The 24080-nt window shown below is 65.2% G+C and carries 21 protein-coding genes and 1 tRNA gene; 6 read left to right on the top strand and 16 right to left on the bottom strand.

Annotated features, from left to right (window positions below; all coding sequences use genetic code 11):
- Nucleotides 1-5: 5 nt before the first annotated feature.
- Nucleotides 6-2045 carry a cellulose biosynthesis cyclic di-GMP-binding regulatory protein BcsB gene (locus tag ACT6Q8_RS14225; RefSeq protein ID WP_444733351.1) on the bottom strand — a complete coding sequence of 680 codons (2040 nt, stop codon included), beginning with the start codon at nt 2043-2045 and terminating at the stop codon, nt 6-8.
- Between the two features lie 74 nt (nt 2046-2119).
- On the opposite strand from ACT6Q8_RS14225, the gene ACT6Q8_RS14220 reads away from it, so the two are divergent.
- Nucleotides 2120-3121 (top strand): glycoside hydrolase family 113, encoded by a 1002-nt coding sequence (locus ACT6Q8_RS14220; protein ID WP_444733350.1) that lies wholly within the window; start codon nt 2120-2122, stop codon nt 3119-3121.
- A 13-nt stretch (nt 3122-3134) separates the two neighbouring features.
- Here the strand turns inward: ACT6Q8_RS14220 and ACT6Q8_RS14215 are convergent, their stop codons facing one another.
- From ACT6Q8_RS14215 to ACT6Q8_RS14180, 8 genes are all read right to left on the bottom strand, one after another.
- On the bottom strand, nt 3135-4553 hold the full coding sequence (locus ACT6Q8_RS14215) for a mannose-1-phosphate guanylyltransferase/mannose-6-phosphate isomerase (RefSeq protein WP_444733349.1): 1419 nt from the start codon (nt 4551-4553) through the stop codon (nt 3135-3137).
- Between the two features lie 252 nt (nt 4554-4805).
- Nucleotides 4806-6380 (bottom strand): hypothetical protein, encoded by a 1575-nt coding sequence (locus ACT6Q8_RS14210; RefSeq protein ID WP_444733348.1) that lies wholly within the window; start codon nt 6378-6380, stop codon nt 4806-4808.
- Nucleotides 6377-7099, bottom strand: coding sequence for a response regulator (locus tag ACT6Q8_RS14205; RefSeq protein WP_054168823.1), 723 nt, complete (start codon nt 7097-7099; stop codon nt 6377-6379). The genes ACT6Q8_RS14210 and ACT6Q8_RS14205 overlap by 4 nt, the downstream gene beginning before the upstream one ends.
- A gap of 103 nt (nt 7100-7202) precedes the next feature.
- A complete protein-coding gene (locus tag ACT6Q8_RS14200) occupies nt 7203-8102 on the bottom strand; it encodes an SDR family oxidoreductase (protein WP_054168822.1) in 900 nt (299 codons plus the stop codon).
- On the bottom strand, nt 8099-9469 hold the full coding sequence (locus ACT6Q8_RS14195) for a spinster family MFS transporter (RefSeq protein WP_444733347.1): 1371 nt from the start codon (nt 9467-9469) through the stop codon (nt 8099-8101). The genes ACT6Q8_RS14200 and ACT6Q8_RS14195 overlap by 4 nt, the downstream gene beginning before the upstream one ends.
- Nucleotides 9469-10038, bottom strand: coding sequence for a nuclear transport factor 2 family protein (locus ACT6Q8_RS14190; RefSeq protein ID WP_054168820.1), 570 nt, complete (start codon nt 10036-10038; stop codon nt 9469-9471). The genes ACT6Q8_RS14195 and ACT6Q8_RS14190 overlap by 1 nt, the downstream gene beginning before the upstream one ends.
- Nucleotides 10039-10220: 182 nt before the next feature.
- Nucleotides 10221-12515, bottom strand: coding sequence for a TonB-dependent receptor (locus tag ACT6Q8_RS14185; protein ID WP_082372440.1), 2295 nt, complete (start codon nt 12513-12515; stop codon nt 10221-10223).
- 443 nt (nt 12516-12958) lie between these two features.
- Nucleotides 12959-13034, bottom strand: a tRNA-Ile gene (locus ACT6Q8_RS14180).
- A 190-nt stretch (nt 13035-13224) separates the two neighbouring features.
- Between ACT6Q8_RS14180 and ACT6Q8_RS14175 the strand changes: the two genes are divergently transcribed.
- Nucleotides 13225-13854 carry a 2-hydroxychromene-2-carboxylate isomerase gene (locus ACT6Q8_RS14175; RefSeq protein ID WP_444733346.1) on the top strand — a complete coding sequence of 210 codons (630 nt, stop codon included), beginning with the start codon at nt 13225-13227 and terminating at the stop codon, nt 13852-13854.
- Nucleotides 13855-13903: 49 nt separating this feature from the next.
- Here the strand turns inward: ACT6Q8_RS14175 and ACT6Q8_RS14170 are convergent, their stop codons facing one another.
- Together ACT6Q8_RS14170 and ACT6Q8_RS14165 are read right to left on the bottom strand one after the other, a co-directional pair.
- Complete coding sequence (locus ACT6Q8_RS14170; RefSeq protein ID WP_444733345.1) at nt 13904-14437, bottom strand: hypothetical protein; 534 nt, start codon at nt 14435-14437, stop codon at nt 13904-13906.
- Nucleotides 14438-14445: 8 nt separating this feature from the next.
- Entirely contained in the window at nt 14446-15009 is a 564-nt protein-coding gene (locus ACT6Q8_RS14165; RefSeq protein WP_102113083.1) for a hypothetical protein, read from the bottom strand.
- Nucleotides 15010-15305: 296 nt separating this feature from the next.
- On the opposite strand from ACT6Q8_RS14165, the gene thrC reads away from it, so the two are divergent.
- The 3 genes from thrC to ACT6Q8_RS14150 are packed head-to-tail and all read left to right on the top strand — an operon-like array spanning nt 15306 to nt 18685.
- Complete coding sequence (thrC, locus tag ACT6Q8_RS14160; RefSeq protein ID WP_444733453.1) at nt 15306-16715, top strand: threonine synthase; 1410 nt, start codon at nt 15306-15308, stop codon at nt 16713-16715.
- A 17-nt stretch (nt 16716-16732) separates the two neighbouring features.
- The gene (locus ACT6Q8_RS14155) at nt 16733-18016 is read left to right on the top strand and encodes a M16 family metallopeptidase (protein ID WP_444733344.1); all 1284 of its coding nucleotides are present in this window, start codon (nt 16733-16735) and stop codon (nt 18014-18016) included.
- 60 nt (nt 18017-18076) lie between these two features.
- Complete coding sequence (locus ACT6Q8_RS14150) at nt 18077-18685, top strand: GNAT family N-acetyltransferase (RefSeq protein ID WP_054168815.1); 609 nt, start codon at nt 18077-18079, stop codon at nt 18683-18685.
- A gap of 3 nt (nt 18686-18688) precedes the next feature.
- Here ACT6Q8_RS14150 and ACT6Q8_RS14145 read toward each other — a convergent pair whose 3' ends face one another.
- The 5 genes from ACT6Q8_RS14145 to ACT6Q8_RS14125 all read right to left on the bottom strand — a co-directional run bounded on the left by ACT6Q8_RS14145 (nt 18689) and on the right by ACT6Q8_RS14125 (nt 22956).
- Nucleotides 18689-18961 (bottom strand): transposase, encoded by a 273-nt coding sequence (locus tag ACT6Q8_RS14145; protein ID WP_444733343.1) that lies wholly within the window; start codon nt 18959-18961, stop codon nt 18689-18691.
- A gap of 120 nt (nt 18962-19081) precedes the next feature.
- The gene (gene nagA / locus ACT6Q8_RS14140; RefSeq protein WP_444733342.1) at nt 19082-20260 is read right to left on the bottom strand and encodes an N-acetylglucosamine-6-phosphate deacetylase; all 1179 of its coding nucleotides are present in this window, start codon (nt 20258-20260) and stop codon (nt 19082-19084) included.
- Complete coding sequence (locus ACT6Q8_RS14135; protein WP_444733341.1) at nt 20260-21300, bottom strand: SIS domain-containing protein; 1041 nt, start codon at nt 21298-21300, stop codon at nt 20260-20262. The genes nagA and ACT6Q8_RS14135 overlap by 1 nt, the downstream gene beginning before the upstream one ends.
- A gap of 16 nt (nt 21301-21316) precedes the next feature.
- On the bottom strand, nt 21317-22084 hold the full coding sequence (locus ACT6Q8_RS14130; RefSeq protein WP_054168811.1) for a GntR family transcriptional regulator: 768 nt from the start codon (nt 22082-22084) through the stop codon (nt 21317-21319).
- Complete coding sequence (locus ACT6Q8_RS14125) at nt 22081-22956, bottom strand: BadF/BadG/BcrA/BcrD ATPase family protein (RefSeq protein WP_444733340.1); 876 nt, start codon at nt 22954-22956, stop codon at nt 22081-22083. Before ACT6Q8_RS14125 ends, ACT6Q8_RS14130 begins: the two co-directional genes overlap by 4 nt.
- A gap of 144 nt (nt 22957-23100) precedes the next feature.
- On the opposite strand from ACT6Q8_RS14125, the gene ACT6Q8_RS14120 reads away from it, so the two are divergent.
- A complete protein-coding gene (locus ACT6Q8_RS14120; protein ID WP_444733339.1) occupies nt 23101-23979 on the top strand; it encodes an N-acetylmuramic acid 6-phosphate etherase in 879 nt (292 codons plus the stop codon).
- Nucleotides 23980-24080: the final 101 nt, after the last annotated feature.

Raw genomic sequence — 24080 nt, 5'->3', positions numbered from 1 at the left:
CCGGATCAAGCCTTCGGCGCGCGGTTGCGGTACCAGCGGCGAAGCGCGCCGACGCCGACCAGGGTCAACAGACCCCAGGCACCCAGCACCAGCACGATGCGGAACCGGTCCAGCCAGTCGGCCCAGCCGGCATCATCAGCCACCACGACCCGCACGGCGCGGTCGCGCACCGTGTCAAAGGCCATCAGGACGCCGGTATCATCGGCAAAGGCGACATTGCCCTTGTCAAAGGCCAGACGCGGCATCAGGGGTGAAATGCGGCCATCACTGGTCGCCAGCGACAGGCCCGGTGTGCCGTCATGGCTGGCCAACTGCGCCGTCATCAGGCCATGGGTGCCCGTGACATCCAGCAGCGTCTGACCCGACCGGTCCTTGACCGAAACCGCCCCGCCATCCAGGCGGACGGGCAGGTCGGGCTTGCCCGGCAGGCTGGCACCCGGCAGCTGAATGAAGGGCGTGGCGGGCGTGGCCTTGCCATCGCCGACGATGACCGACAGCGGGGCCTGGGCCGGCACCAGATCGGCCACGATACGGGCGGCAAGGTTGACCGCCGCCACATCCTTCAACTGATCCGGCGTTACCACCAGGGTCGCACCCTTGGCCATGGACGGCGACAGGGCGTAGAAATCGGCGGGCTTGGTGCTGTCGGGCGTCAGGGTGACGCGGCTGCCGGGCAGGATCTGCGCCGGGCTGGCCAGCGGTGCCTCCCGGCAATCTCCGCCCGACGCCTGCCGCTGCAGCACGATGCGGATGGCGTTCGACCGGCCCAACAGACCGTCGGGCAGCGGCACCGAAATGCGCTGCACCTTGCCGCCATCGGGCAGGGAAACGCTGCGCAGCAGGGTGTTGTTGACGAAGACATGCAGCAGTTGCGGCTTGTCGCCCATGGTGCTGCCGGGCGCCAGCTCGATCTCCAGCGCCGCCGGGCGCTGTCCCTGCGGCACCTGGGCATAATCCAGACGCAGCGGCCATTCCGCCCGGTCCACCAGTTCCTGCACGCCCTGGCCTAGACCCAGCGCGGCAAAGGGAATGCCGTCATTGCCGATCAGGCTGGCCGGCTGCGGCTTGGCAGCGTTGATGGCATTGGCGGTCATATCGGCCAGGGGCGACCAGCCATCGGTCAGGAAGCGGACCTTCTCGCCATCAATCCCATCCAGAAGTGCGATGGACGGGACCCCCATGCCCTTCAACAGCCCGATATCCGCACCACCATAGGTATCCAGCGCGTAATTGGCTTGTCCACCAGCCTTGGACTTCATGAAACCAATAAAGCTCTCGATCTCAGCCCTGGATGCCACGAAGACACTGCCGGTATCCATCTCCGCCTGGGTCGGCAGGGGCGGGGGCGGCGGCAGGTCGATCTTCGGGGCATTGGGATCGGCAGCAGCAGCCTTGCCCGACGGAATACGGATGATATGGACGCGGCGTCCTTCGCGGATCAGGGTCGCGGCCAGACGGGTTACGGCCTGAAACTGTGTGGCGTTCAACCCTTCCGCCGACACGAAGATGCTGACGCGCGGCCCCAGCGCCGACCATGCGGCCCGGACGCTGTCGATCTTTGCCGGATCGATGCTGTAGGTCACGGCGCTGTCGGGTGACAGGGTGGCGAAGCCGCCGGGCAGCCGCTGATCGACGCAGCGATTATCGGTCCATTGCGCGCCCCAGGCGATGGTGGCCTTGGTGAAGCCCTGCCGCAGGTCGATGCGTTTCAGGCTGGTGGTCACCGACTGCGCATGGCTGCCGGGTTTCAGGGCCCCGGCCCAGCGCGGCTGATCATCCAGCAGCAATTGCACCGACGCCCGCTGCCCCTCGGCCAGGGCCGTATCCAGCTTCATGTCCAGTTGCAGATTGTCGGTCGGGACCCAGGCCGGCAGCGGGAAGAAGATATCCTGCCGGGCGGAGATGCCGGACAGGGTGACCCCGTCCGGATAGCCCAGGTCGCGCAGCGTGACGCTGCGTGTGTCGGGTTTGGCCGGATCGGCGGCCAGGGCCGGGGCGACCAGGGCGGTTGCAGTGAACAAGGCGGCGATCAGGGCGTGGCGCATGGGGCTTACCATTGACAGGGGGCCGTGGCCGGTGCCCGATGGCGTCCGGCGGTGAAAGGGCGGAGGGTTGCGGATTGCGGCGGGAACGATACGCCTCGCGGCGCGGCATTCTGAAACTGGGAGCGGTTCTGGCGGGACTGGGTCTGCTGCCGGCGGCGTGCACGGGTGCCGGCGCGCCGCCCTGGCGGGGTGTGAACCTGATCGCAACGCCCGACGCGCCACTGGGTTCCCCTGCCTGCGAACGCTCCCTGCGCCACCTGCGCGGTCTGGGCGGCAATGCCGTTTCCCTGATCCCGTTCCTGTGGCAGTCGGCACCCGCCGATCCCAAGATCGTGCTGGGCGACGCCGTCAGCCTGGATCAACTGCGCGCCGGCATCCGGCAGGCGCGCGGCCTGGGCCTGAAGGTCCTGTTGAAGCCCCATGTCTGGGTGCCGCAGACCTGGGCCGGGGCCATTGAATTCAGTGATGCTGCCGATCAGGCAGAATGGCTGCGCCGCTACCGCGCGCTGCTTCTCGACCTTGCCGGTCTGGCACAGGAAGAAGGGGCCGACGCGCTGGCCCTGGGTACCGAACTGCGCGGCGTCAGCGGCGATCCCGCCTGGGCGGGCATCATTGCCGATGTGCGGGGCCGGTTCCGGGGAACCCTGACCTATGTCGCGCATTGGGATGGCGAGTTGGACCGCCTGCCCTTTCGCACCCTGCTGGACATCCCGTCCATCAGCCTCTACCCGCCGCTGGGCGATGATGATGCCGGAATGGCGGGCCGCATCGACACCCTGGCCGCCAATCTCGCCCGCCAAGGCCCGCTCTGGATCGGCGAATTGGGCCTGCGCAGCGCGGTTGGCGGACAGGCCAAACCCTGGGAAAGCCCGGAAGAGCGCGACGCCCATCCCGATGTGGATTTGCAGGCCCGCGTGCTGGATCACTGGCTGACCGCCCTTGACCGCCACGGGCTGCGCGATGTCCTGCTCTGGCGCTGGTTCAGCGATCCCGACGCTGGCGGCCCGCAGGACACTGACTTCACCTTGCAGGGCAAGCCGGCGGAAGCGGTGATGAAGCGGCACTTCGGGCGGTAACCCCGGAGGTTCTTCACGCCCGCCCATACGTATCCTCCAGGCGCACGATATCATCCTCGCCCAGATACGAACCCGACTGCACCTCGATCAGGTTCAGCGGCACCTTGCCGGGATTTTCCAGGCGGTGAACAGCGCCCAGCGGCAGATAGATGGACTCGTTCTCCCGCACCAGGATCTCCTCGCCATCGCGGGTGACCAAGGCCGTGCCATTCACCACGATCCAATGTTCGGCGCGGTGGAAATGCTTTTGCAGCGATAGTTTGTGGCCGGGCTTGACGGTAATGCGCTTGACCTGGAACCGGTCGCCGGCATGCACCGACTGGTAATAGCCCCAGGGGCGATAGACGCGGGGGCGGCTTTCGGCCTCCTTGCGGTTATCGGCCTTCAGCTTCTGCACCACGCCCTTCACATCCTGCACCGCATCCTTGTGCGCCACCAGGATGGCGTCGGACGTTGCGACCACCACCACATCCGACAGGCCCAGGACCGCCGTCAGCACCCCATCGGTGCGAACATAGGACCCTTGGCAATTGCGCAGGATGACATCGCCACGCGTGGCATTGCCGTCCCCGTCCTTCTCCACCACCTCATGCAGCGCCGACCAGGACCCGACATCGGACCAGCCAATGGAGCAGGGCACGGTGGCGGCGCGTTCGGTGCGGGCAAAGATGGCGTCATCGATGCTGACCGACGGGGCGGATTTGAAGGCATCGGCGGCCAGACGCACGAAATCCAGATCGCTGGCCCGGCCCGCGACCGACGCCGCCACCGCCGACAGCAAGGCCGGCTCAAACCGCGTCAGTTCCTCCAGCATGGCGGATGCCGCGAACAGAAACATGCCGCTGTTCCAAGAACAGCCTTCGCGCAGCAATTCCTCCGCCTTGGGCAGGGCCGGTTTCTCAACGAAACGGTCCACCTTGAAGGCACCCTCGATCCCGTCCAGCGCGGCACCGGGCCGGATCCAGCCGAAACCCGTCTCCGGCGTTTCCGCTTTGATGCCGAAGGTTACCAGATGACCCTGCGCCGCCGCCTGGGCCGCAACCTGCACGGCCGCCGCCCAGGCCGCCCCATCCCGGATCACATGATCGGCGGGCAGGACCAACAGCAGCGCATCCGGGTCAATCTCCCGCGCCAGCAGGGTGGCTGCGGCGATGGCGGGTGCCGTGTTGCGCGCAGCGGGTTCCAGAACCAGGGCGCGCGGGGTGACGCCCATATCGCGGAACTGCTCGGCCAGCACGAAACGGTGCGCCTCCGCCCCCACCAGGATCGGCGTGCCCAGACCGGCGGCCAGACAGCGTTCCACCGTCTGCTGCAACAGGCTGCGGCTGCCGGCCAGTGGCAGGAACTGCTTGGGATATTGTTCACGCGACAGCGGCCACAACCGCGTACCGCTGCCACCGGACAGGATGACGGGAATGATCGTCTGGGACATGCGGGGAAACCTTGGTCGATGGGGGAAAACGGCGGGAAAGGAGAAGAAACCCGAGCCTTTCGGATAGGCACTAACCTTTTGAACAGGAAGGAATAAAATGAACTCTTCGTGTATCGCCATCTCTACGGGATTGGACCGTCAAGGACCACCGCAGGATGCGTATCCAGAAGAATAGGTAAAATTGAAACTATTTGGAAATAGCGCAATTTCGATAGGCGGAAACCCTGCCAAAAGACCTAATCCGGCAGGGCGTCAAAGCCCCGCCGCCAGCGCCAGCTCGTCAAGCGCGACCAGCCCCGTATCACGCCAATGGCGTGTACGGCGCAGTTCGTCACGCACCAGCACCATCAGGGCGGCGGCCAGATCGCGCTCGCCATCGCGCAGGGGGTCCTCCTGCCGCAACCGGTCGCTGACAGTGCGGACCAGGCCCTTGTCCAGCAGGGTGATCCATCCCTCCGCCCCGCCGCCCAGCGGTTTGGAGATTTGCAGCATGCGCACCGCCTGACCCAGCCGGTCGGGCGGGGACAGGGCACGCGGGTCCGACAGGGCCGATTGGAAACCCGCCTTGGCCAGCTCCAACACCTGTTCCTTGAAATTGCTGTGCCCCGTGCCCCAATGCATGACACGGCCAATGACCGTCCGCCAGCGCACACACAGGCCCAGCGCCCATTCCAGCGCATCCTGATCGGGCAGCGCGCGTTCCACTGCACGGCCCGCCGCGATACAGCGGTCGATCAGGGCCGGGTAGAGGGTGCGCTCCACCGCCTTCACCATCTGGTCCATGTAATCGCGCGCCTGGGCACCCAGGCGCGGATCGTCCAGAATCTCAAACTCTTCATAGATGCTGAGGATGGCATCCAGGTGGCCCAATTCCTCCCCCAGCACCAGCCGGCGCAGGGTGGTGGCGGCCAGCGGCCCCTTGATGGGCTGTCCGGCACCGGCCAGCATCCCCGCCTCCTTGCCGATCCGGGCACAGATGCGGGCGAAATGGCTGTCCATCGCCTCCAGAATGCGGGCCTGCACCGCAGGCGAGCCATCCAGCAGGAACGGCACGACGGAGCGATAGGCGCGCCGCCGGTGCAGCAGCGAAAGCGGCACCAGATAGGCCGCCATGCGCGCCTCCGGCGTGGTCAGCGACTGGATCGGGTGGAGCGCGAAGCTGCCGGCCAGTTCCACCATGGTTTCCGCCGACCCGCTGTCGGCCAGCACCGCCTGCGCGATGGGCCGCAGGGAGGCGCCATGGATCAGGGCGCCGCGCAGGGTGATCAGGTCTTCGGTGGTCAGGGAACGCGGCGTGAAATCCGCCCCCATCCGGCGCAGCTCCGCAGCCCGCCAGTTGTTCAGTGCTGCCAGCACCTTGTGCAGCCGGGCCGCATCGCCGGTCAGCCATTCCAGCACCCCTCTACGGGCCTGTTCCTGCAATCCCTGAATTTCCGGCAAAGACAGCACCAGATCCAGCGGTCGTTCGGCCACCAGTGAGGGTAGTTTCGCCTCGATCTCCGCCGCCAGCTTGGCCAGCGGACCCGCCGCCGCCTGGGTCCAGACGGCACCGATATCGACCGTGTGCAGCACCCCGATGCCGGAATGGCCGGGGCGCAGCATTTCCATGTCCGCCGTGATGAACGGCTCGAACAGCTGCGTGAACAGCCGGCGTCCATGCTGCTGGCGTGAGGCGTTGATCCGTTCCACCAGGGCGCGGCGGACAACGGCGACCTTGGCATTCGCCTCCCCCGCCCCGGCCAGTTCGCCATAGAGCAGGCGGGCCGCACCGGTGGGCAGGCGGGAAACCAGGGCCGCGACAGTCTTGCCGATATCGTCCGGGCTCATGCCGCCCCCACGGGGCAAAGGGTCACGCGCACTTCCGGCCAGGGCATGTCGCAGGCGATCTCCTCAGCCAGTTGCAACAGGCCGCCGCCATTCTCCGCCCCCGCCACCAGCAGGGAGAAGCCGCCCTCTCCCGCCCGGCAGACCCATTTGTCGGCCCGCTCATGGACGGATGAAAAAGCCTCGATCAGCTTTTCCCGGATCTCGTCGGCCCCATGCTGGCCCAGTTCCAGCTTCAGTTCCGGCCAGTCGGCGATGGAAACATCCAGGCGCACGCCAGACACGAAAATCCCGTCCAGCGCCTGTCGACAATCCACCGATTTGAGCCGTGTTCCTGCCGGCGGGCGCAGGGTGGTGCGCAGCCGGGCGGCCAATGCCACGGGCTGCACCGGCTTCACAATATAGTCGGCGGCCCCGGCGGCAAAGGCGGCGGCCAGGCTTTCGCTTTCTTCAAGCGCCGAAATCACGATCAGGGGGATCGGCGCCAGACGCGGATTGGCCTTTATCCGGACAGCAGCGCTTATCCCGTCCATGCCGGGCAGCATGATATCCATCAGGATGGCGCGCACATCGGCTGCGGGCCCCTCTATCCTGTCAATCTCCAACGCCTGCAACGCTTCCTCGGCACTTCCAACGGTCTGGCTGGGGCCCAGGTTGGAATGGGCGATGATGGCCGACAGGATGATGCGCTGTTCCTCGCTATCCTCGACAATCAGGATCATACCCACCCCTCCCCACCCGGTGCCGGCACTCTATGCCGGCCTGGACGCCGCTGCCTACCTATCCAGATTAACAAGGGCGGGGTGGGAGAGGAAAGAGGATGGATCAGGCGTGCCAGTCCTGACGTACGGCCCAATCCTCCAACCGCGTCAGCGTCACAGGCAGATCGGCCAGGATCGGCGCCATATCCACGGAGAAGGGCTTCTCTTCCCCGAAATTGTACCATTCATAGATGCGGCGCAGTTCGCCGGTCAGGCGGTCACGGTCAAGCGTGGTCACATCCTTGAACACGCCGGCCATGGCCTCGCAGAAATCCGGAATCGGGCGCGGGTCGAACCGCAGGGACCGGCCCAGCACAACACCCAGCCGCCGGGCCAGATCCGGCCCCCGGATCGCCTCCGCCCCGCCGACATTATAGGCACGGCCCGACAGATGCGGCCGGTCCAATGCGGCGATCATCAGGTCCGACACATCATCCTGACAGATCCAGCAGACATCCAGTTCGGGATGATGGGGATAGAAAATGCGCCCTTCCTCCAGGATGTGCTGCCGTGCCCAGGCCCGCAGCAGATTATCCAGATAGATCACGGGCTGGATGGATACGGTCGGCACGCCGCTGTCGCGCAGCCTTTCGCGCATCTCCCAGCGGGCATCATGGGCGGCGAAACCCCGCTTCTCATCCTTGATGATCATGGAGCTGTTGAAGACAGCCATGCGCAGCCCCTGCCGCGCTGCGGCCTTGCCAATAGCCTCCACGGCACGGATCAGGGGGTCTGCCGCCTGGAACGATGTGGACGGCATAGTGATAAACAGCGCGTCCACCCCGTCCAGGGCGCGAGCCAGACTGTCGGGGTCGCGGTAATCCGCCGCCACGCTGTCCACACCGGCAACACCCAGTTTCGACGGGTCGCGCGCGACGGCAACGGGCGTGTGGCCGGCAGCGATCAGTCGACGCAGCTGCGCCTCGCCCTGATCCCCCGTGGCACCGAAGACAAGAACTTTCACGACACCTTCTCCCCTTCGGCCAGGGCCGCGCGAAACGCGCCCAGACCGCGCAGCATCAGGATCGAGGCGCCGATGCTGGACACCGAACAGACCAGGGCCAGCGACCAGCCCACCATGCCCGGATCACCAAACAACCGGTCGGTGATCAGCGCGATGAAGGTGGGGGCCAACCCCAGGCCCACGATGGAAACCGTGAAGACATAGAGGGAGGAAACGACCCCGCGCATGCGGTTGGGCGTCACCATCTGGATGGAGGACGCCGCCATGGCCATGGGCAGCGTATAGAAGAAGGTCACCCCCACCGCCGCCGCCAGCGCCAGCTCATAGGTCGGGCAAAAGGGCAGCAGCACCGCGAACGGCACCACGCCCAGCGTGGTCAGGGCCGGCGTGCGGAAGGCGGCATCAACATAGCCGCGCGCGGCCAGGAATTTCGCGACATAAGGCCCGCACCACACGCCCAGCGACCCGGCAATCAGAACCGAGGCCCCATATTCAAGCCCGACCGAGGCCATGGACACCCCGTAATGCCGGATCAGGAAACTGGGTATCCAGGCCGGAAAGGCATAAAGCGCGATGACATGCAGCGACATGCCGCCATAGAACGCGCCATAGAAGGCCCGCCGTTCACTCAGAAACTGCCAGATCTGTGCCAGCGTGAACCGTTCCTGCTCCGCCTGCCCCGCTACCTTGGCCCGTGGCGGTTCCCGCACCGTCAGCATCAGGGCCGCCAGCAAAAGCCCCGGCCCGCCCACCACGATGAATGCCAGATGCCACGGCGCCAGCAGGCCGAAAGGACCGGCATCCACCGGCCCGACATGGCCCAGCTGCTGTATGACCAGCCCGCCGAAGATCAACGCCAATCCGCCGCCCAGATATGGCCCCATGAGAAAGATGCTCATGGCGCGCGGCAGCTTGTCCTTGCTGAAATAATCGGACAGCAGCGACCATGCCGCCGGCATCAGGCACGCCTCCGCCCCGCCCACCCCCATCCGCGCCCCGAACAGCTGCCAATAGGTCTGGGACAGGCCGCAGAAGATGGTGAAGACCGACCAGAGGGTGACCCCGGTCCAGATGATGGTGCGGCGATTGCCGATATCCGTCCACCGCCCGAACAATGGCCCCATCAACACATAGGCCAATGTGAAGGACAGGCCCTGCAACAGGCTGATCTGCGTGTCCGACAGGGTGAACTGCCCCTTGATCGGCTCCACCAGCAGATTGAGGATCTGCCGATCCACGAAGGCGACCGCATAGGCGACCGTCAGCAGGATCGTGACATACCAGGCGTAAAGCCCGTCACGCGGCACGAGCCGGGCGGCGGCCTTGGTTTCGGGCGTTTCGATGCCGGACATCAGGCTGTGGGTCATCAGTCGGCATTCCCCCCCTGCTGGTGATACAGCCGCCAGGTCGGCAGCGCCTCCGGGAAATCGGCCGGGCGGCGGTCGCCATAGGCGCGCTGGCGCAACGGATCGCCCAGCGCCTCGGCATATTCCGTCACGGGTAGATAATAGAAGAAGGTCAGCAGCCGGTCAGCGAAACGCCATTTGCCATCGCTCCCGCGCCGATACTCGTCCTGATAGCGCAGGGCCGTCAGCATGGCCTGACCATTGCGCCAGACCTCGGCATGCGAGGTGACGATGCCCGTGGCCCGGTCCGGGTCGGCATCGTCAAAGGCGATGATCTTGTCATGGGTGAAATGGTTGCAGGGACCCAGGGCCGCGAACCGCCCGCGATACTGCTCAATCACCGCCGCCCGGCCCCGCGCGTCCAACACCCCGTCCTTGGACCTGAAGGCACCATCCTCGGTGAACAGGTCGGCCAGCCCATCCAGGTCACGGTCATCGACCGTCAGGCCGTACCGGGCCACCAGATCATTGATCTCGGCCCGCGCCTCCAGCCGTGCGATGCGCTGTTCCAGGGTCAGGGTCGTTGCCATGGGTGTTTCCTCTCATGTCACCCCTCCCCCTTGAAGGGGAGGGAGGGGCTCGCCCGCGTTCTGCGCGGGTGGGAGGGTGAGGGGGACCAAGCTTTGCACCGCCGCTCCCTCACCCTCCCATCGCTTCACAGCGATGGGCCCCTCCCTCTCCCACTATCTTGGGCGAGGGGCGCTGTTTACCCTCAGAACTTCGCCGACAGTTCCACGCCATAGGTGCGCGGTGTGCCGCCCCAGACGGCGCGGTGCGTGCCGCCGTCAAAGCCGAAATCATAATATTCAGCATCGTTCAGGTTACGCCCGAACAGGGACACGGTGTAGCTGTCATTGAGGGAGTAGCTGACCGACGCATCCCACAGACCATAGGATTTCAGCGCCAGCGACGGGCTGTTCAGCGTGTCGATGAACTGATCATCCACCCAGGTATAGGAGGTGCGGAAGCGCAGCGAGGACGTGTCCGAGACCGGCACCTCATAGCTGGCCGACACAGCATACTGCCATTTCGGCACGCGCTCGAACTTCAGATCCTTGGCGATGGGACCATCAATGGCCGGCTCATACACGCCGTTCCGGTTCGTATCGATATTGGCGAAGCTGTCATAACCGGCATTGGTGTAGCCCAGCGAGGCATCCAGCGTCAGGGCATCGGTGACCAGGAAGGAGCCTTCCAGTTCCAGACCCCAGATGGTGGCCGATGCCGCGTTGCGCGGCACCTGCGTCACCGTCGGCAGGCCATTGACGATGACCGTATCGGACACGGTGCGCTGGATATTGGTGTAATCCGACAAGAAGGCCGCCGTGTTCAGCCGCAGACGCCTTCCCATCAGCTCACTCTTCATACCCGCCTCATAGGAGGACACGGTCTCCTGATCCACCGGTCCCAGCACGGCGGCATTGGTGGCGCGGGCATTGAAGGAGCCGGAGCGGAAGCCCTTGGTCCAGGACGCATAGAGCAGCACATCATCATCGACCTTATAGTCCAGGCCGACCTTGGGCGAGAAGCTGTTCCACTTGTCATCGCCGTTCAGACGCGCCACGGGACAGGCGTTGAAATTCAGGCTGGTATAGAGGGCGGCGTTGAAGGGGCAGAGTTCGATCTCCTTCTTCTCCACCGTATAGCGCCCACCCAGGATCAGCGACAGCTGATCGGTGAACTTCACCGAGCCCTGGCCGAACACAGCATAGGAACTGTCATCGGTCTTGGCGATGCCGACCGTGCGGGAAATGACGGGGGCGGTTGCCGGACCGCTGGCATAGGCCGCGCGGCGTTCGGCAATGTACATTTCCTGCGTGAAGTAATAGAGGCCCGCCGTGAACTCCACCGTATCGGAGAAGTTGGACGCATAGCGCAGCTCGCCCGAATATTGGTGCTGACGCTCCCGGTTGTCCGGGAATTCGAACACCACATAGGGTGAGCCGTCAAAATCGGTGGAGGAGTTGAACTTCACCTCGCGATAGCCGGTGACCAGCGAGACGATCCCATGGCCCAGGTCCAGGCTGGCATCGATGATGCCATGACCCGCCGTCGTGTCGACATAGCCCTGGTCATTATGGTTGATGTCATACTTGTCCGTGGGCGGGGTATAGCCGAACACGCGCTGCACGGTCGCGGGCGAGGCCACCAGCTGGCCATTGACCAGCAGCATGCGCGGATTGACCCGGCTGTCCCGGTTCTGCGACGCCGATGACCCGCCCTTGTCCCGGTAATATTCACCGATCAGATCGACGGTCAGCACCTCATTGGGTGTCCAGCGGAAGGTCGGGCGGATGATGGAGGTATCGACATCGGGCTTGGTCCGGCCCGTGGTCAGGTTCTTGAAATAGCCGTCGCGGCTTTTCGACATGGCGGCGATCTTGCCGGCCAGCTCACCTTCGATGATGGGGAACTGCACCGCCGCCGACACGTCCATGCGGTCATAATTGCCATAGGTGACCTTGATATCGGCACCCAGTTCCCCGGTCGGACGGGTGGACATCACGGAAACGGCACCACCCGTCACATTCTTGCCGAACAGCGTGCCCTGCGGCCCGCGCAGCACCTCGACCGAGGCGATGTCGAACGTGTCCTGCATGGAGGCGGGGCCGAAGCCGATATAGATGCCGTCAACGAAGGTGCCGACAGCCGGGTCCACGGTGCGGATCGTATTGGACGACCCGATGCCGCGGATGAAGAAGTTGGAGAAGCCGCCAAAGGTACCCGACTGGTTCAGCTGGATGTTGGGCGCCATGCGGCCCACATCCACCAGATCGGTGGCAAAGCTTTTCTCGATGGCGTTGGCGTCGAAGGCGGTGATGGCGACCGACACGGCCTGCACATCCACGGCACCCGCACGCTTCTGGCTGACCACCACGATCTCGTCCAGCATGGGGCCGGCATCCGCCTTCTTCTCCTGCGCGCCCGCCGGCAGCACACCCGAAAGCAGCGCCAGGCCCACGGCCAGCAAGGACGGACGCCACGACAATTGCGCACGCATAGACATCTCGAACCTCCCCTTGAAGGGCCGTTAAGGCCGGCCCTGTCCTGTGCGGCACCCGGTCTCGAAACATCGGGGGCGGAAGAGAAATTATCCGCAAAACCCCTGATCCATCCGGCGCCATCGCTTGTTGTGTATAAATTCTATACGTTCTGTGTATGCATGACGGCAAGACCAAATCGTCTGGTCGAGCAATTTTTTTGTAACAAGCGTTGGAAAATCGGTGTGGACGCGGCGATGCGGTGCGCAGATGGCGGACCGGGAAAGCACTTTCCTCAATCTATCGCCCAAAGGTGCTAAAACCCCCGAAGCAGGCAGCTTCCCGCGATACGGGTATAACAACCCCAACTTCGTATACAAAAAGGCATGCAGAGCCATATCAGGGATGCGGAAATAGGGCAGAAAGCAGAAAGGCCGCCGGCATCAAGATGCCGACGGCCTTTCAGATCTGGTGGGCCCGGAGGGACTTGAACCCCCAACCAGACCGTTATGAGCGGCCGGCTCTAACCATTGAGCTACAGGCCCCCACCATGCGCGGGGGCGCACAATGCCCCAAAGGGGCGGGCCCTGGCAATACGGGATTTTCGGGCCGGCAATTCCCCTTTTCCGGTCAAAGCTGTGGCGGCTGCCCGCATCCCCCTTGCAAGGGCGGCCCGAGGCTGGCAAGGCTTTGCGCCACGTACCCGTCCCGTCAGCCCAGGAAATGAAGGCCGCCATGCCCGGTCCCGTCACCGTCGATTTCTATTTCTCGCCCGCCAGCCCCTATGCCTATCTGGCTGGGACGCAGATGATGAAGCTGCAGATCGAAACCGGCTGCCGGGTGGACTGGTATCCCGTGTCGGCCCGCGCCATCATCAAGGCTGCCGGCTACGACATTGAACAGGCCGTGCCGCATTCCGGGCAGTTCCGCCCCGATTATCGCCGCACCGATCTCGCGCGCTTTGCCAAGCTCTATGGCGTGCCGCTGCGCGATTATAAGGATGTCGTGATGCCGAACCCGCCGCGTCTGGCGCTGGCCTGTGTGGCCGCCCGCCGGTTCGACGCGGGGCAGGTCTTTGCCCGCGCCCTGATGAAGGCCATCTTCGTGGATGGGATCAGCCCGGCTGATGACGCGCTGTGCATCAAGATCGCCAATGACACGGCGGGCATCGAACCGCACCTGTTCCAGCCGATGCTGGACGATCCAGAGACGGCCCGCATCCAGGGCACCTATGTCGAAGCCGCCGTGGCCGCCGGCTGCTTCGGGGTGCCCAGCTTTGTCGTCAATCGCACCGAGATGGTGTTCGGCAATGACCGCCTGCCTCTGTTGAAGCAGGCCGTGCTGGAGGCGAAGGCGGCGGGATGACACCAAGCTGCCGGATGGCAGCGCCCGGCGTTTGAGGGAACGATACTGGTTACACCATCGCCGGATCGCCATTACGGTTGGCGACCGGCGGCGGGGCGGGGAATACGGCGATGATGGAATAGCCCTGGTCCATGCCGTAGCGCTTTTCCACCTTGGCGCGGGCTGCATGTTCGTCGGGCGCCCAGACGCGGAACCGGCGCTGTCCCTCCCAGGGCGGGCCATGGCGACCGACGGAAACGGTCGGCGCCTCCACCGTCACATGCCAGCCGGCATCGGCGGGCCCGCGCTTTTCATCCAGAACGAAGGTGCGGTTGGCCGGGTGGGCCAGCCGCAGCAACTCGCCTTCCACTTGGCTGATTTCCTCAATCAAGTGATCCACGGTACGCTGCTGGTTGCGTACCTCCCGGCCAAGCGTCATGCTTTCACGGCCCGCCACGCGCAACCGTTCCACCTGCTGCTGCTTTTTATTGACCAGTTGGGTGACGCGGCGGCGCGTATCGCGGACGCGGCGCATGGATTGTTCCAGCGCCATGGCAAAGGCCACCGCCACGATCATCACCACCAGCATGATGGGACCGGTCATGACACCCCTCAACCCGCAACGGCGGCATCCGCCGTGGGTGCAGCACTTTCCAGCGTGATGTTCAGCAGGGAAAAGCCCAACGGCATGGGGAAGATGCGGCCCGCATCGCGCTTGGCATCCGACAGATTGTCGGCCCAAATCTCGATCACCTGCGGATTGGCCCATTCCATGTCCAGGGTCGGGTGACGCTTGCGGTCGGTCAGGGCTTGCTGTACCTGCCGGTTCACCATCCAGGCACGGAACTTCAACAGGGCCTGCCCCTCCGGTCCGACGATACGCACGGGCGCATTTGCCTCCCGCCGTGCATCGACCAGGGCCTTTTCCTGAAGGAAGCGACGACGGCGCAATTCGGCCAGTTCGGATTGAAGCTGGGTCAGCCGTGCCTTGCGGTCACTGCGGCGCAGGTCGAACTTCGCCTCCAGCAGGGACCGGCGCGGCAAGACTTCCTCAATCCGCTTCAGGTCATGACCGGACTGCAGGGAGCTTTCGGCATAGCGGCCCATAAGATAGGTAAAGAGATAGGCGCCCAGGCCCATCACCATCCCCATCATCAAGGCCTGCGTCCACCCCATCGCTCCCGCACTCCCCTTTGTCTGCGCAATAAATATGCAACCGTTGGGTTCAAACTCTATCCAGCATTTAAGATAAACGTTCGCGGTCTCGAAGGAAACCGTTGATCCGATACCACCTAAGCGCAGGGCTGCGACAAGATGAATAGAGTGCGCCTACCGCTTTTGGTGGTGCCCCGCCCGGTCGGGGCAGGCATGAGCCAATGACACAACGCGACCGGCCCCGTCCCCTTGCGGCCCGTGGCCACCCTGGCTAGGGTACGCGCCTTGGAGTTATGCCGCATCGGGTCGAGGTAAAGGTGTCCTATATCAGCACGCGCGGCCAGGCGCCCGCCCTGGCGTTTGACGATGTTCTGCTGGCGGGTCTGGCCCGCGATGGTGGCCTTTACGTCCCGGCGGCGTGGCCAAAGCTGACCCCGGATGATCTGCGCCGTTTCCGTGGCCTGTCCTATGCGGAACTGGCGGTCGAGGTCATGCTGCCCTTCCTGGGCGGCACCATCGACCGCGCGGATTTCACGCGTCTGGTGAACGCCGCCTATGGCACGTTTCAGCACAAGGCGGTCGTGCCGCTGACGCAGATTGATGCCAATGCCTGGATGATGGAGCTGTTCCACGGCCCCACGCTGGCCTTCAAGGATGTAGCGTTGCAGTTGCTGGGGCAGCTGTTCGACCATCTGCTGGCCAAGAAGGACAGCCGCGTCACCATCGTCGGCGCCACCAGCGGTGATACCGGTTCGGCGGCGATCGAGGCCTGCCGCGATCGCGAACGCGTCGATATCGTCATCCTGCACCCGCATAACCGCACCTCGGAGGTGCAGCGCCGGCAGATGACGACGGTCCTGTCATCCAACGTCCATAACGTCGCCCTGGCCGGCACGTTTGATGATTGCCAGGACGCCGTGAAGGCCATGTTCAACGATCAGCCGTTCCGCGATGCGTTGAACCTGTCGGCGGTGAATTCCATCAACTGGGCCCGCATCATGGCCCAGATCGTCTATTACGTGGCAGCATCTGTCGCCATGGGCGCGCCCGATCGTGAAGTGGCCTTTGCCGTGCCCACCGGCAATTTCGGCAATGTCTATGCCGCCTATGCCGCGCGCCAGATGGGCGTGCCGGTGGCAAAGCTGATCGTCGGCACCAACGAGAATGACATCCTGGCCCGCTTCTTTGCCTCTGGCGAGATGAAGGCCGATGGTGTGGTGCCGACCCTGTCGCCCTCCATGGACATTCAGGTCTCCAGCAATTTCGAACGGCTTCTGTTCGATCTGATGGACCGGGACGGCGCCGCCGTGGCCCAATGCATGGCCGGCTTCCGCGAAACGGGCCGGTTTGAAGTCAGCCAGGGTCAGCTGGCCCGCGTGCGCGAACTGTTCGCGGGTTATCGCTGCGACACCGAACAGACCCTGGATGTCATGCGCGACGCCTATGCCGGCTCTGGCTATCTGGTCGATCCGCACAGTGCCGTGGGTGTGGCCGCCGCCCGCCATGCCGGGCTGGACAGGTCCATTCCCGTCATTGTCATGGGCACGGCCCACCCGGCCAAGTTCCCCGATGCCGTTGAAAAGGCCACCGGTGTGCGCCCGCCCTTGCCCCGCCATCTGGCCGACCTGTACGAACGGCCCGAACGACTGGATATCCTTCCCAACGATATCCAGATATTGAAGGACTATGTGCGGGCCCGCGCCCGTGTCGCACAGCCGCAAGCCTGAAACGGATCAGAGATTACGTGAGCAACAGCTTCCCCGCCGCCCCCGGCACCCGCGTCACCACCCTTCCCAACGGCCTGCGTGTCGCCACCGACAGCATGCCCCATGTCGAGACCGTATCGGTCGGCGTCTGGTTCGGCGTCGGCAGCCGGCATGAACCGCTGGCCGCCAACGGGGTGGCGCATCTGGTTGAACATATGCTGTTCAAAGGCACGCCGACCCGCGACGCTTTCGCCATTTCGGCGGAGATTGAGAATGTCGGCGGCCATCTGAACGCCTATACCAGTCGCGAACAGACCTGTTACTACGCCAAGGTCCTGAAGGAGGATCTGGGTCTGGCCCTGGGTATTCTGGCCGACATGGTGCAGAACCCGCTGTTCGATGAGGGGGAACTGGCCAAGGAACGCCAGGTGATCTTGCAGGAAATCGGTCAGGCGGAGGATACGCCCGACGATATCGTCTATGACCATTTCCTGGCCACCGCCTTCCCGAAACAGCGTCTGGGCCGCCCGGTCCTGGGCACCTCGGACGTGGTGGAAAGTCTGCCGCGCGCCGCCATGGTGGATTATGTGACGGGCCGGTACGTGCCTGCCAACATGGTGGTGGCCGCCGCCGGCAACATCACCCATGAACAGGTCGTGGAACTGGCCGCCCGCCTGTTCACCTATGCCGGTGCGGGGGAAGCGACAGGGGCGGAGCAGGCCATCTATCACGGGGGCGAGTTCCGGGAGGATCGCGACCTGGAACAGGTGCATGTACTGCTGGGCTTTGACGGGGTGTCGAACAACAGCCCCGACCTGTATGCCGCCATGCTGATGTCCACCCTGCTGGGTGGCGGCATGTCGTCCCGCCTTTTTCAGGAAGTGCGCGAAAAGCGCGGGCTGGTCTATTCGGTCCACAGTTTCAACTGGTCCATGGCCGACAGCGGCGTGTTCGGCATCTATGCCGGCACCGGTCCCGACAGCACCGCCGAACTGATCCCCGTGATCTGTGAGGAGGTGCGAAAGCTGGCGGGCACCGTGACGACCGAGGAGTTGGTCCGCGCCAAGGCGCAGCTGAAGGCTAGCCAGCTGATGGGCCTGGAAAGCACCACCAACCGGGCCGAACAGCTGGGCTCGCAACTGCTGACCTATGGCCGCGTCATCCCGCCCGCCGAAACGGTGGCAAAGCTGGATGCCGTTGATCTGGCCGCCGTCGCCGCCTGTGCGGAACGCATATTTGGCAGCAAGCCGACCCTGACGGCGCTGGGGCCTCTGGATGGTCTGGAAAGCCTGGACAGCGTGACAAGCCGTCTGGCGGCCTGACGCGATCACGCTTAAAGTACCGACCAACAAGAAACCGCGAACCGGGGGGCCAGGAACAGGATGATCCGTTTGATCCCTGATGGTCTGTTAAGCCCCCCGCCCTTGCGCGTTGACGGCCCCAATGTCTTCATCCGTCCGGCACAGCCGCGCGACTGGAAACAATGGGCCGAAATCCGGGAGGCCAGCCGCGAGTTCCTAGTGCCCTGGGAACCAACCTGGCCGCCCGACGCTCTGACCCAGACGGCATTCAACCGCCGCCTGCGCCGCCAGGCCGCCGAATGGCGCGATGATGAGACCTACAGCTTCCTGACCTTCGAACAGCGCACGGAACTGGTGGTGGGCGGCATCGGCCTGACCAATGTACGGCGCGGCGTGGCGCAGATGGGGTCTATGGGCTATTGGGTGGGCCGCCCCTTTGCCCGGCGCGGCTACACGTCAGAGGCGGCGCGCCTGATGCTGTCCTTTGCCTTCGGGCAGTTGGGGCTGCACCGGGTGGAGGCGGCGTGCCTGCCGTCCAACCAGGCCAGCAGCGGCGTGCTGGAAAAGGTCGGCTTCACCAAGGAAGGCTATGCGCGGGCCTATCTGCGCATCAATGACAAATGGGCCGACCATATCCTCTACGCCATCCTGCGCGATGATTGGGCGGCGGGGTTGCATGAGCGGGGGTAGGCCTCACGCCGCCACCGCCGTGTCCGACCGATACCCGGCGCGCAGCAGATCGGCCAGACGCCGGCGCAGCTCGGCATTCTCCCGCTCCAACTGTTCCAGGCGGCGCACCATGGCCGGCTTTTCGCCAGCCTGATCCTGGCGCCAGCGGTAATAGGTGACGCGGGTCACGCCCAATTCGCGGGCGATATCCACGATCTTATAGCCTTCATTCAGCAGCGCATCGGCCAAGGCCAGCTTCTGCTCCACCTCTTCGGCGGTGTAACGACGCTTGTTCATCCCCCTGCTCCCTGATCGGTGGTCCTGTCCACAATCGCTGTCGCATGCGCTATGCTTATGCGACCTACAATGGACTTCGTAGGTCGCATAAGGTCCAAGGACCGCATGCGACACCCTTCCTCACTCTCCGTCCTTGGCATCCCGCCATTGCCCGGCGACCCAGGTGCCGGTAACCGTCAAAGCACTGTCCAGCAGCACGATATCCGCCTGCCACCCCGCCTGAAGGCGGCCCAGGCGATGATCCAGATGCAGGAAGCGCGCGGGATAGAGCGAGGCCATGCGCAGCGCTTCCTCCACATCCACCCCCATCAACCGGATGGCATTGCGCACCGACTGTGCCATGTCGATATCGGCCCCGGCCAGGGTGCCATCATCCGTGACCAGACGACCCTCGCGGCGATGGATAGTCTGCCCATACAGCTGGAAGCTGGTTGCGTCCGTCCCGGTCGGCGGCATGGCATCAGTGACCAGCATCAAGCCGCCCGGCCCCTTGGCCGCCAGCGCCAGACGCAGCATGGCCGGATGCACATGCACCCCATCGGCGATGATGCCGCACACCGTATCACGCGCCGACAGGGCGGCCCCGGCTATGCCGGGTTCGCGATTGGCCAGCGGCGGCATGGCGTTGAACAGGTGGGTGAAGCCCGTCAGGCCGGCATCCACCGCCGCCATGGTCTGGGCAAAACTGGCCGCCGAATGCGCGCCCGCCACGATCACGCCCGCCGCTACCAGCCGCGCAATCTCCGCCGGAGCCACCTGGTCCGGGGCCAGTGACAGCAGCACGCGGGCATCATGCGCGCCAAACCGGTCCGGCAGCCCTTCCAAGAAATCCAGATCGCTTTCGGTCGCCTGTCGCACATGGTCCAGATTATGGACACCGCGCCGTTCAGGGGTCAGGAACGGGCCTTCCAGATGCACGCCGATGACACCCGACCCGATGACGCCGCTGGCCGATGCCGCCGCCAGTGCCGCTGCCTGCATCCCCGCCACCGCATCAGTAATGAAGGTGGGCAGCAGGGACGTGGTGCCGAACCGGCGATGGGCGCGCGCAATGGCCAACGCCGCTTCGCGCGTCGGCGTATCGTTGAACAACACCCCGCCGCCGCCATTCACCTGTGTATCGATGAAACCGGGCGCCAGGAGCATGTCGGACGACAGCCGCCGTACCGCAACGCCGGCAGGGGCCATGGCACCGGGCGGCAGAACCGCAGCGACACGCTCGCCCTGGATCAAAAGATCGGCCTCAATGGTTCGGGTGCCGGTAAAGACCCGCGCACCGGTCAGCAAGGTGCCTGTCATCACACCGTCTCCGTCACCTTGCGCAGGTTGGCCGGCACATCGGGGTTCAGGCCCCGGCGCTGCGACACCGTATGGATGGCCATGTAGAAGCTCTGCACCGCCGCCAGCGGCGCCAGTTCCGGGGCCAGCGCCGGCACCGACGGCAGCGGGATCACCCCCTTCACACTGTCATCGCTGCTGAACACCGGGGCTCCCAGATCGATACAGCGGGCGATGGCCGCGCGCGTCGCCTCTGCCGTTGCGTCATTCTGGTTGATGGCCAGCACGGGGAAATCGGGGCCGACCAGGGCCAGCGGCCCGTGGATCACCTCTGCGGCACTGAACGCCTCGGCATGCAGGCGGCAGGTTTCCTTGCATTTCAGGGCCATTTCCATGATGGCCCCCGTCCCCACGCCGCGCCCGATAATATACAGGCCGGACTTGTCCGTCAGGTTCAGCAGGGCCGGCGTCCAGTCCAGTTCCGCCGCCGCCGTCAGGGCCGCCGGGGCCTGGCCTGCCGTCTGGCGCAGACCGTCATCATCCTTCCATTCCGCCACCATGGACAGGAAGGCAAAGCAGGCCGTCAGATAGGATTTGGTGGCGGCCACACTGATCTCCGGCCCCGCGCAAAGCGGGATGAACAGGTCGGCAGCCTCGGCCAGCGGCGATGTCTCGTCATTCACGAAGGCCACGACATAGGCCCCGCCCTTCTTCGCCGCCGCCGCCAGACGCAGCAGGTCGGGGCTGCGCCCGCTCTGCGACACGGCCACGAACAGGGCGCCTTCGACCTTCAGGTCGGTATTGTATAGCGACACGACCGACGGGCCGACCGACGCGACGGGCAGGCCCAGATGGGTTTCGATCAGATACTTGCCATAGGTGGCGGCATGATCGGAACTGCCGCGCGCGCAGGTGACCACCAGCGACGGGTTCAACTCCCGCAGCTTGGTCCCCAGAACGCTGAACAGGGGGCCACAGCGTTCGATCTGGCGCTGAATGGCGGCGGCACTTTCCGCCGCTTCCACGGCCATCTTGGTGCTGGTGCTGTCGGGCTTGGTCATGGTCGGTCTCAAAACATCACGGGTTGGGCGGAGCGGTCAGGTTCAGCTCCACAATGAAATCGTAGGCATCGCCCCGGTACTGGCTGCGCACGAATTCCAGCGGGCGGCCATTTTCCAGGAAGCTGCGGCGTTCGATGAACAGGGCCGGCGTACCTTCCGGCACATGCAGGATGCCAGCCTGATCGGGATTCAGCAGGCCTGCGGACAGTCGCTGCAAGGCGCGGTGCGGCGGATATCCCAACCCGCGCAGCACATCGTACAGCGATCCCGTGACCTGCATCGGGTCCGGCAGGATGCGGGCCGGCACCACCGACAGCTCGATCGCCATCGGTGCATCGTCGGCCAGACGCAGACGCCACAGACGGCTGACCTTCTCCCCCAGCGCCAAGCCCAGCACCATCGCCTCTTCCGGGCTGGCCGGGGCCACCGTGCGCGACAGCCAACGCGACGACGGCTCCAGCCCGCGCGACCGCATATCCTCCGAAAAGCCGGTCAGGGCCGACAGCGGCTGTTCAACATGCGGGGCCTTGGCCACAAAGGTGCCGGCGCGCGGGCGCTGATGCAGCAGCCCTTCATCGACCAGCGCCTGCACCGCCTTGCGCACCGTCACGCGCGACACCGCAAACCCTTCGGCCAGATCGCGCTCGGCGGGTAGCGCATCTTCCACCGCCAGGGTCCCGTCGCTGATCAACCGTTTCAGATGCCGGGCCAGCTGCATGTAAAGCGGCAGGGGGCTGTCGGCGGACAATGCCGCGCCATCGAACAGGGGTTCGGTCACGCTCATGCCGGCACCGCCTGCATGGCCAGCAGCACGCCGCCCGCCATGGCATCGCCCTTGGGTTCCGTCAGCACATCCCGCACCCAGGGCGCCATCCAGTCCAGCAGCACCGGACCCAACCCGCCCATCAAACAGATGGCGGGCGCGCCCAGTTGCAGCAGGCGGCGGATATGCATGACCAGATAATCCGCCTGTTCGCGCACCAGCCGTTCGGCCACCACGTCGCCCTTGCGCGCATGATCCAGCACCAGCGGCGCCAAGGTGCCATAATCCCCCGGCCGGGCCGTGCCAACCCAGGCGACAACCGATGGCGGATCACCGCCCAGCGCCGCCATCACAGCCCGGGTCAAATCCGTCTGCGGCCCCATCCCGTCATACCCCAGCAGGGCAGCGCGCACCGCGTCGCGCCCCATGGACGCGCCGGAGCCCAGGTCCGATACCTCGAACCCCCAGCCGCCGATGCCCCGGCCTACACCATTGATGATGATCTGCGCGGCACTGCCCGTGCCGGAAATCAGGATGCCGCCATCGGCCCCGGCATGGGCACCCAGACAGGCGGTGTAAGCATCCGTGTCGGACAGGATGCCTGCAAAGCGCACCGGCGCGCTGTCGGCCACCCGCTGCTGATCGGCCGCATTGGTGATGCCGGCCAGACCCAGGCCAATATAGGTGTTGGACAGAACCTTCCGTCCCAATCCCGCCTGCGCCAGGGCGGTATCCACCGCCTCCATGATGGCACCCCAGGCGACGTCCAGGCCTAGGCGGATATTGGCGGCCCCGCCCACACCCTCGCCCAGCGTGCGCCCGCCCGCATCGGCCAGCCGCGCCCGGCAGCGCGTGCCGCCACCATCGATGCCCAGGAACAGGGGAGAGGTCATGAAGGCGTCTCTTGGTCTCTATCCAATCTCTGACAGGTACGATACCAGATAAATACCAGATAGCAATATCCCAAGCCTTACTTGGCGATCAAAAAATCATCTGGTATGGTCGTGTAGACAGTTTAACAAGACCAGAGACAGGACATGTCCGCGACGGAGAAGGTGGGCCAACGCTTCCAGGGGCTGGATCAATGGTCCACGCCCGACATTCTGGAGGCATTGTGGGGCGGGCAGGCGCGGGCCGTGTCGGCCTGTCTGGCCACCCTGCCGGCGCTGAGCCGGGCCGTGGATGCGGCGGCGGGACGAATCGGCACCACAGGCCGCCTGATCTATGTCGGGGCCGGGTCCTCGGCGGTGCTGGCCGCCCTGGATGGCTTGGAACTGCCCGGCACCTTCAGCTTCCCCCTGACGCGGGTGGAACTGGTCCTGGCCGGGATCGGTGACCTGCGCCAGGGATTTGATGGGTCGGTGGAGGATGCGGGCGATGCTGGCGCGACCCGCGTCCAAGCCTTGTCCCCCGGCCCCGCCGATATCGTCATCGGCGTATCGGCCAGCGGGCGCAGCGCCTTTACCGTCGGCGCCCTGGATGTGGCGCGGGCAGGCGGCGCCCTGACCATCGGCATCGCCAGCAATGACGGCTCCCCCCTACTGCTGGCCGCCGAACATCCGTTGTTTGTCGATAGCGGGGAGGAAGTGATCGCCGGCTCCACCCGGCTGGCGGCCGGCACGGCGCAGAAACTGCTGCTGAACCTGTTCTCCACGGCCCTGATGGTGCGCCTCGGCGGGGTTTACGGGAACCTGATGGTCAATCTGCAGGTCAATAATGTGAAGCTGCAGGCCCGCGCGCTGGACATCCTGCGACAGATCACGGGGGCCGATTGCGACATGGCGGCAAAGGCCCTGGCCGATTGCGGCGGCGCGCTGAAACCGGCAGCCCTGGTCCTGCTGCGCGGACTGTCGCCGGATGCGGCGCGCGCGTCCCTGTCGGTGGCGGGCGACAATCTGCGCCGGGCGTTGGGGTAATGCCAATCTGCCAAACGGCTTGCCCTTTGGCAGATTGGAGGCTGGCGACCGCCAGCCCGTCGCTTGTGCGCCGCAAGCCAAGGGCGCGGATGCGCCCGCCC

Origin of the sequence: Niveispirillum sp., from assembly GCF_052437035.1 — a bacterium.
Taxonomy (GTDB): Bacteria; Pseudomonadota; Alphaproteobacteria; order Azospirillales; family Azospirillaceae; genus Niveispirillum.
This window is presented reverse-complemented; position numbering and strand designations above follow the sequence as displayed.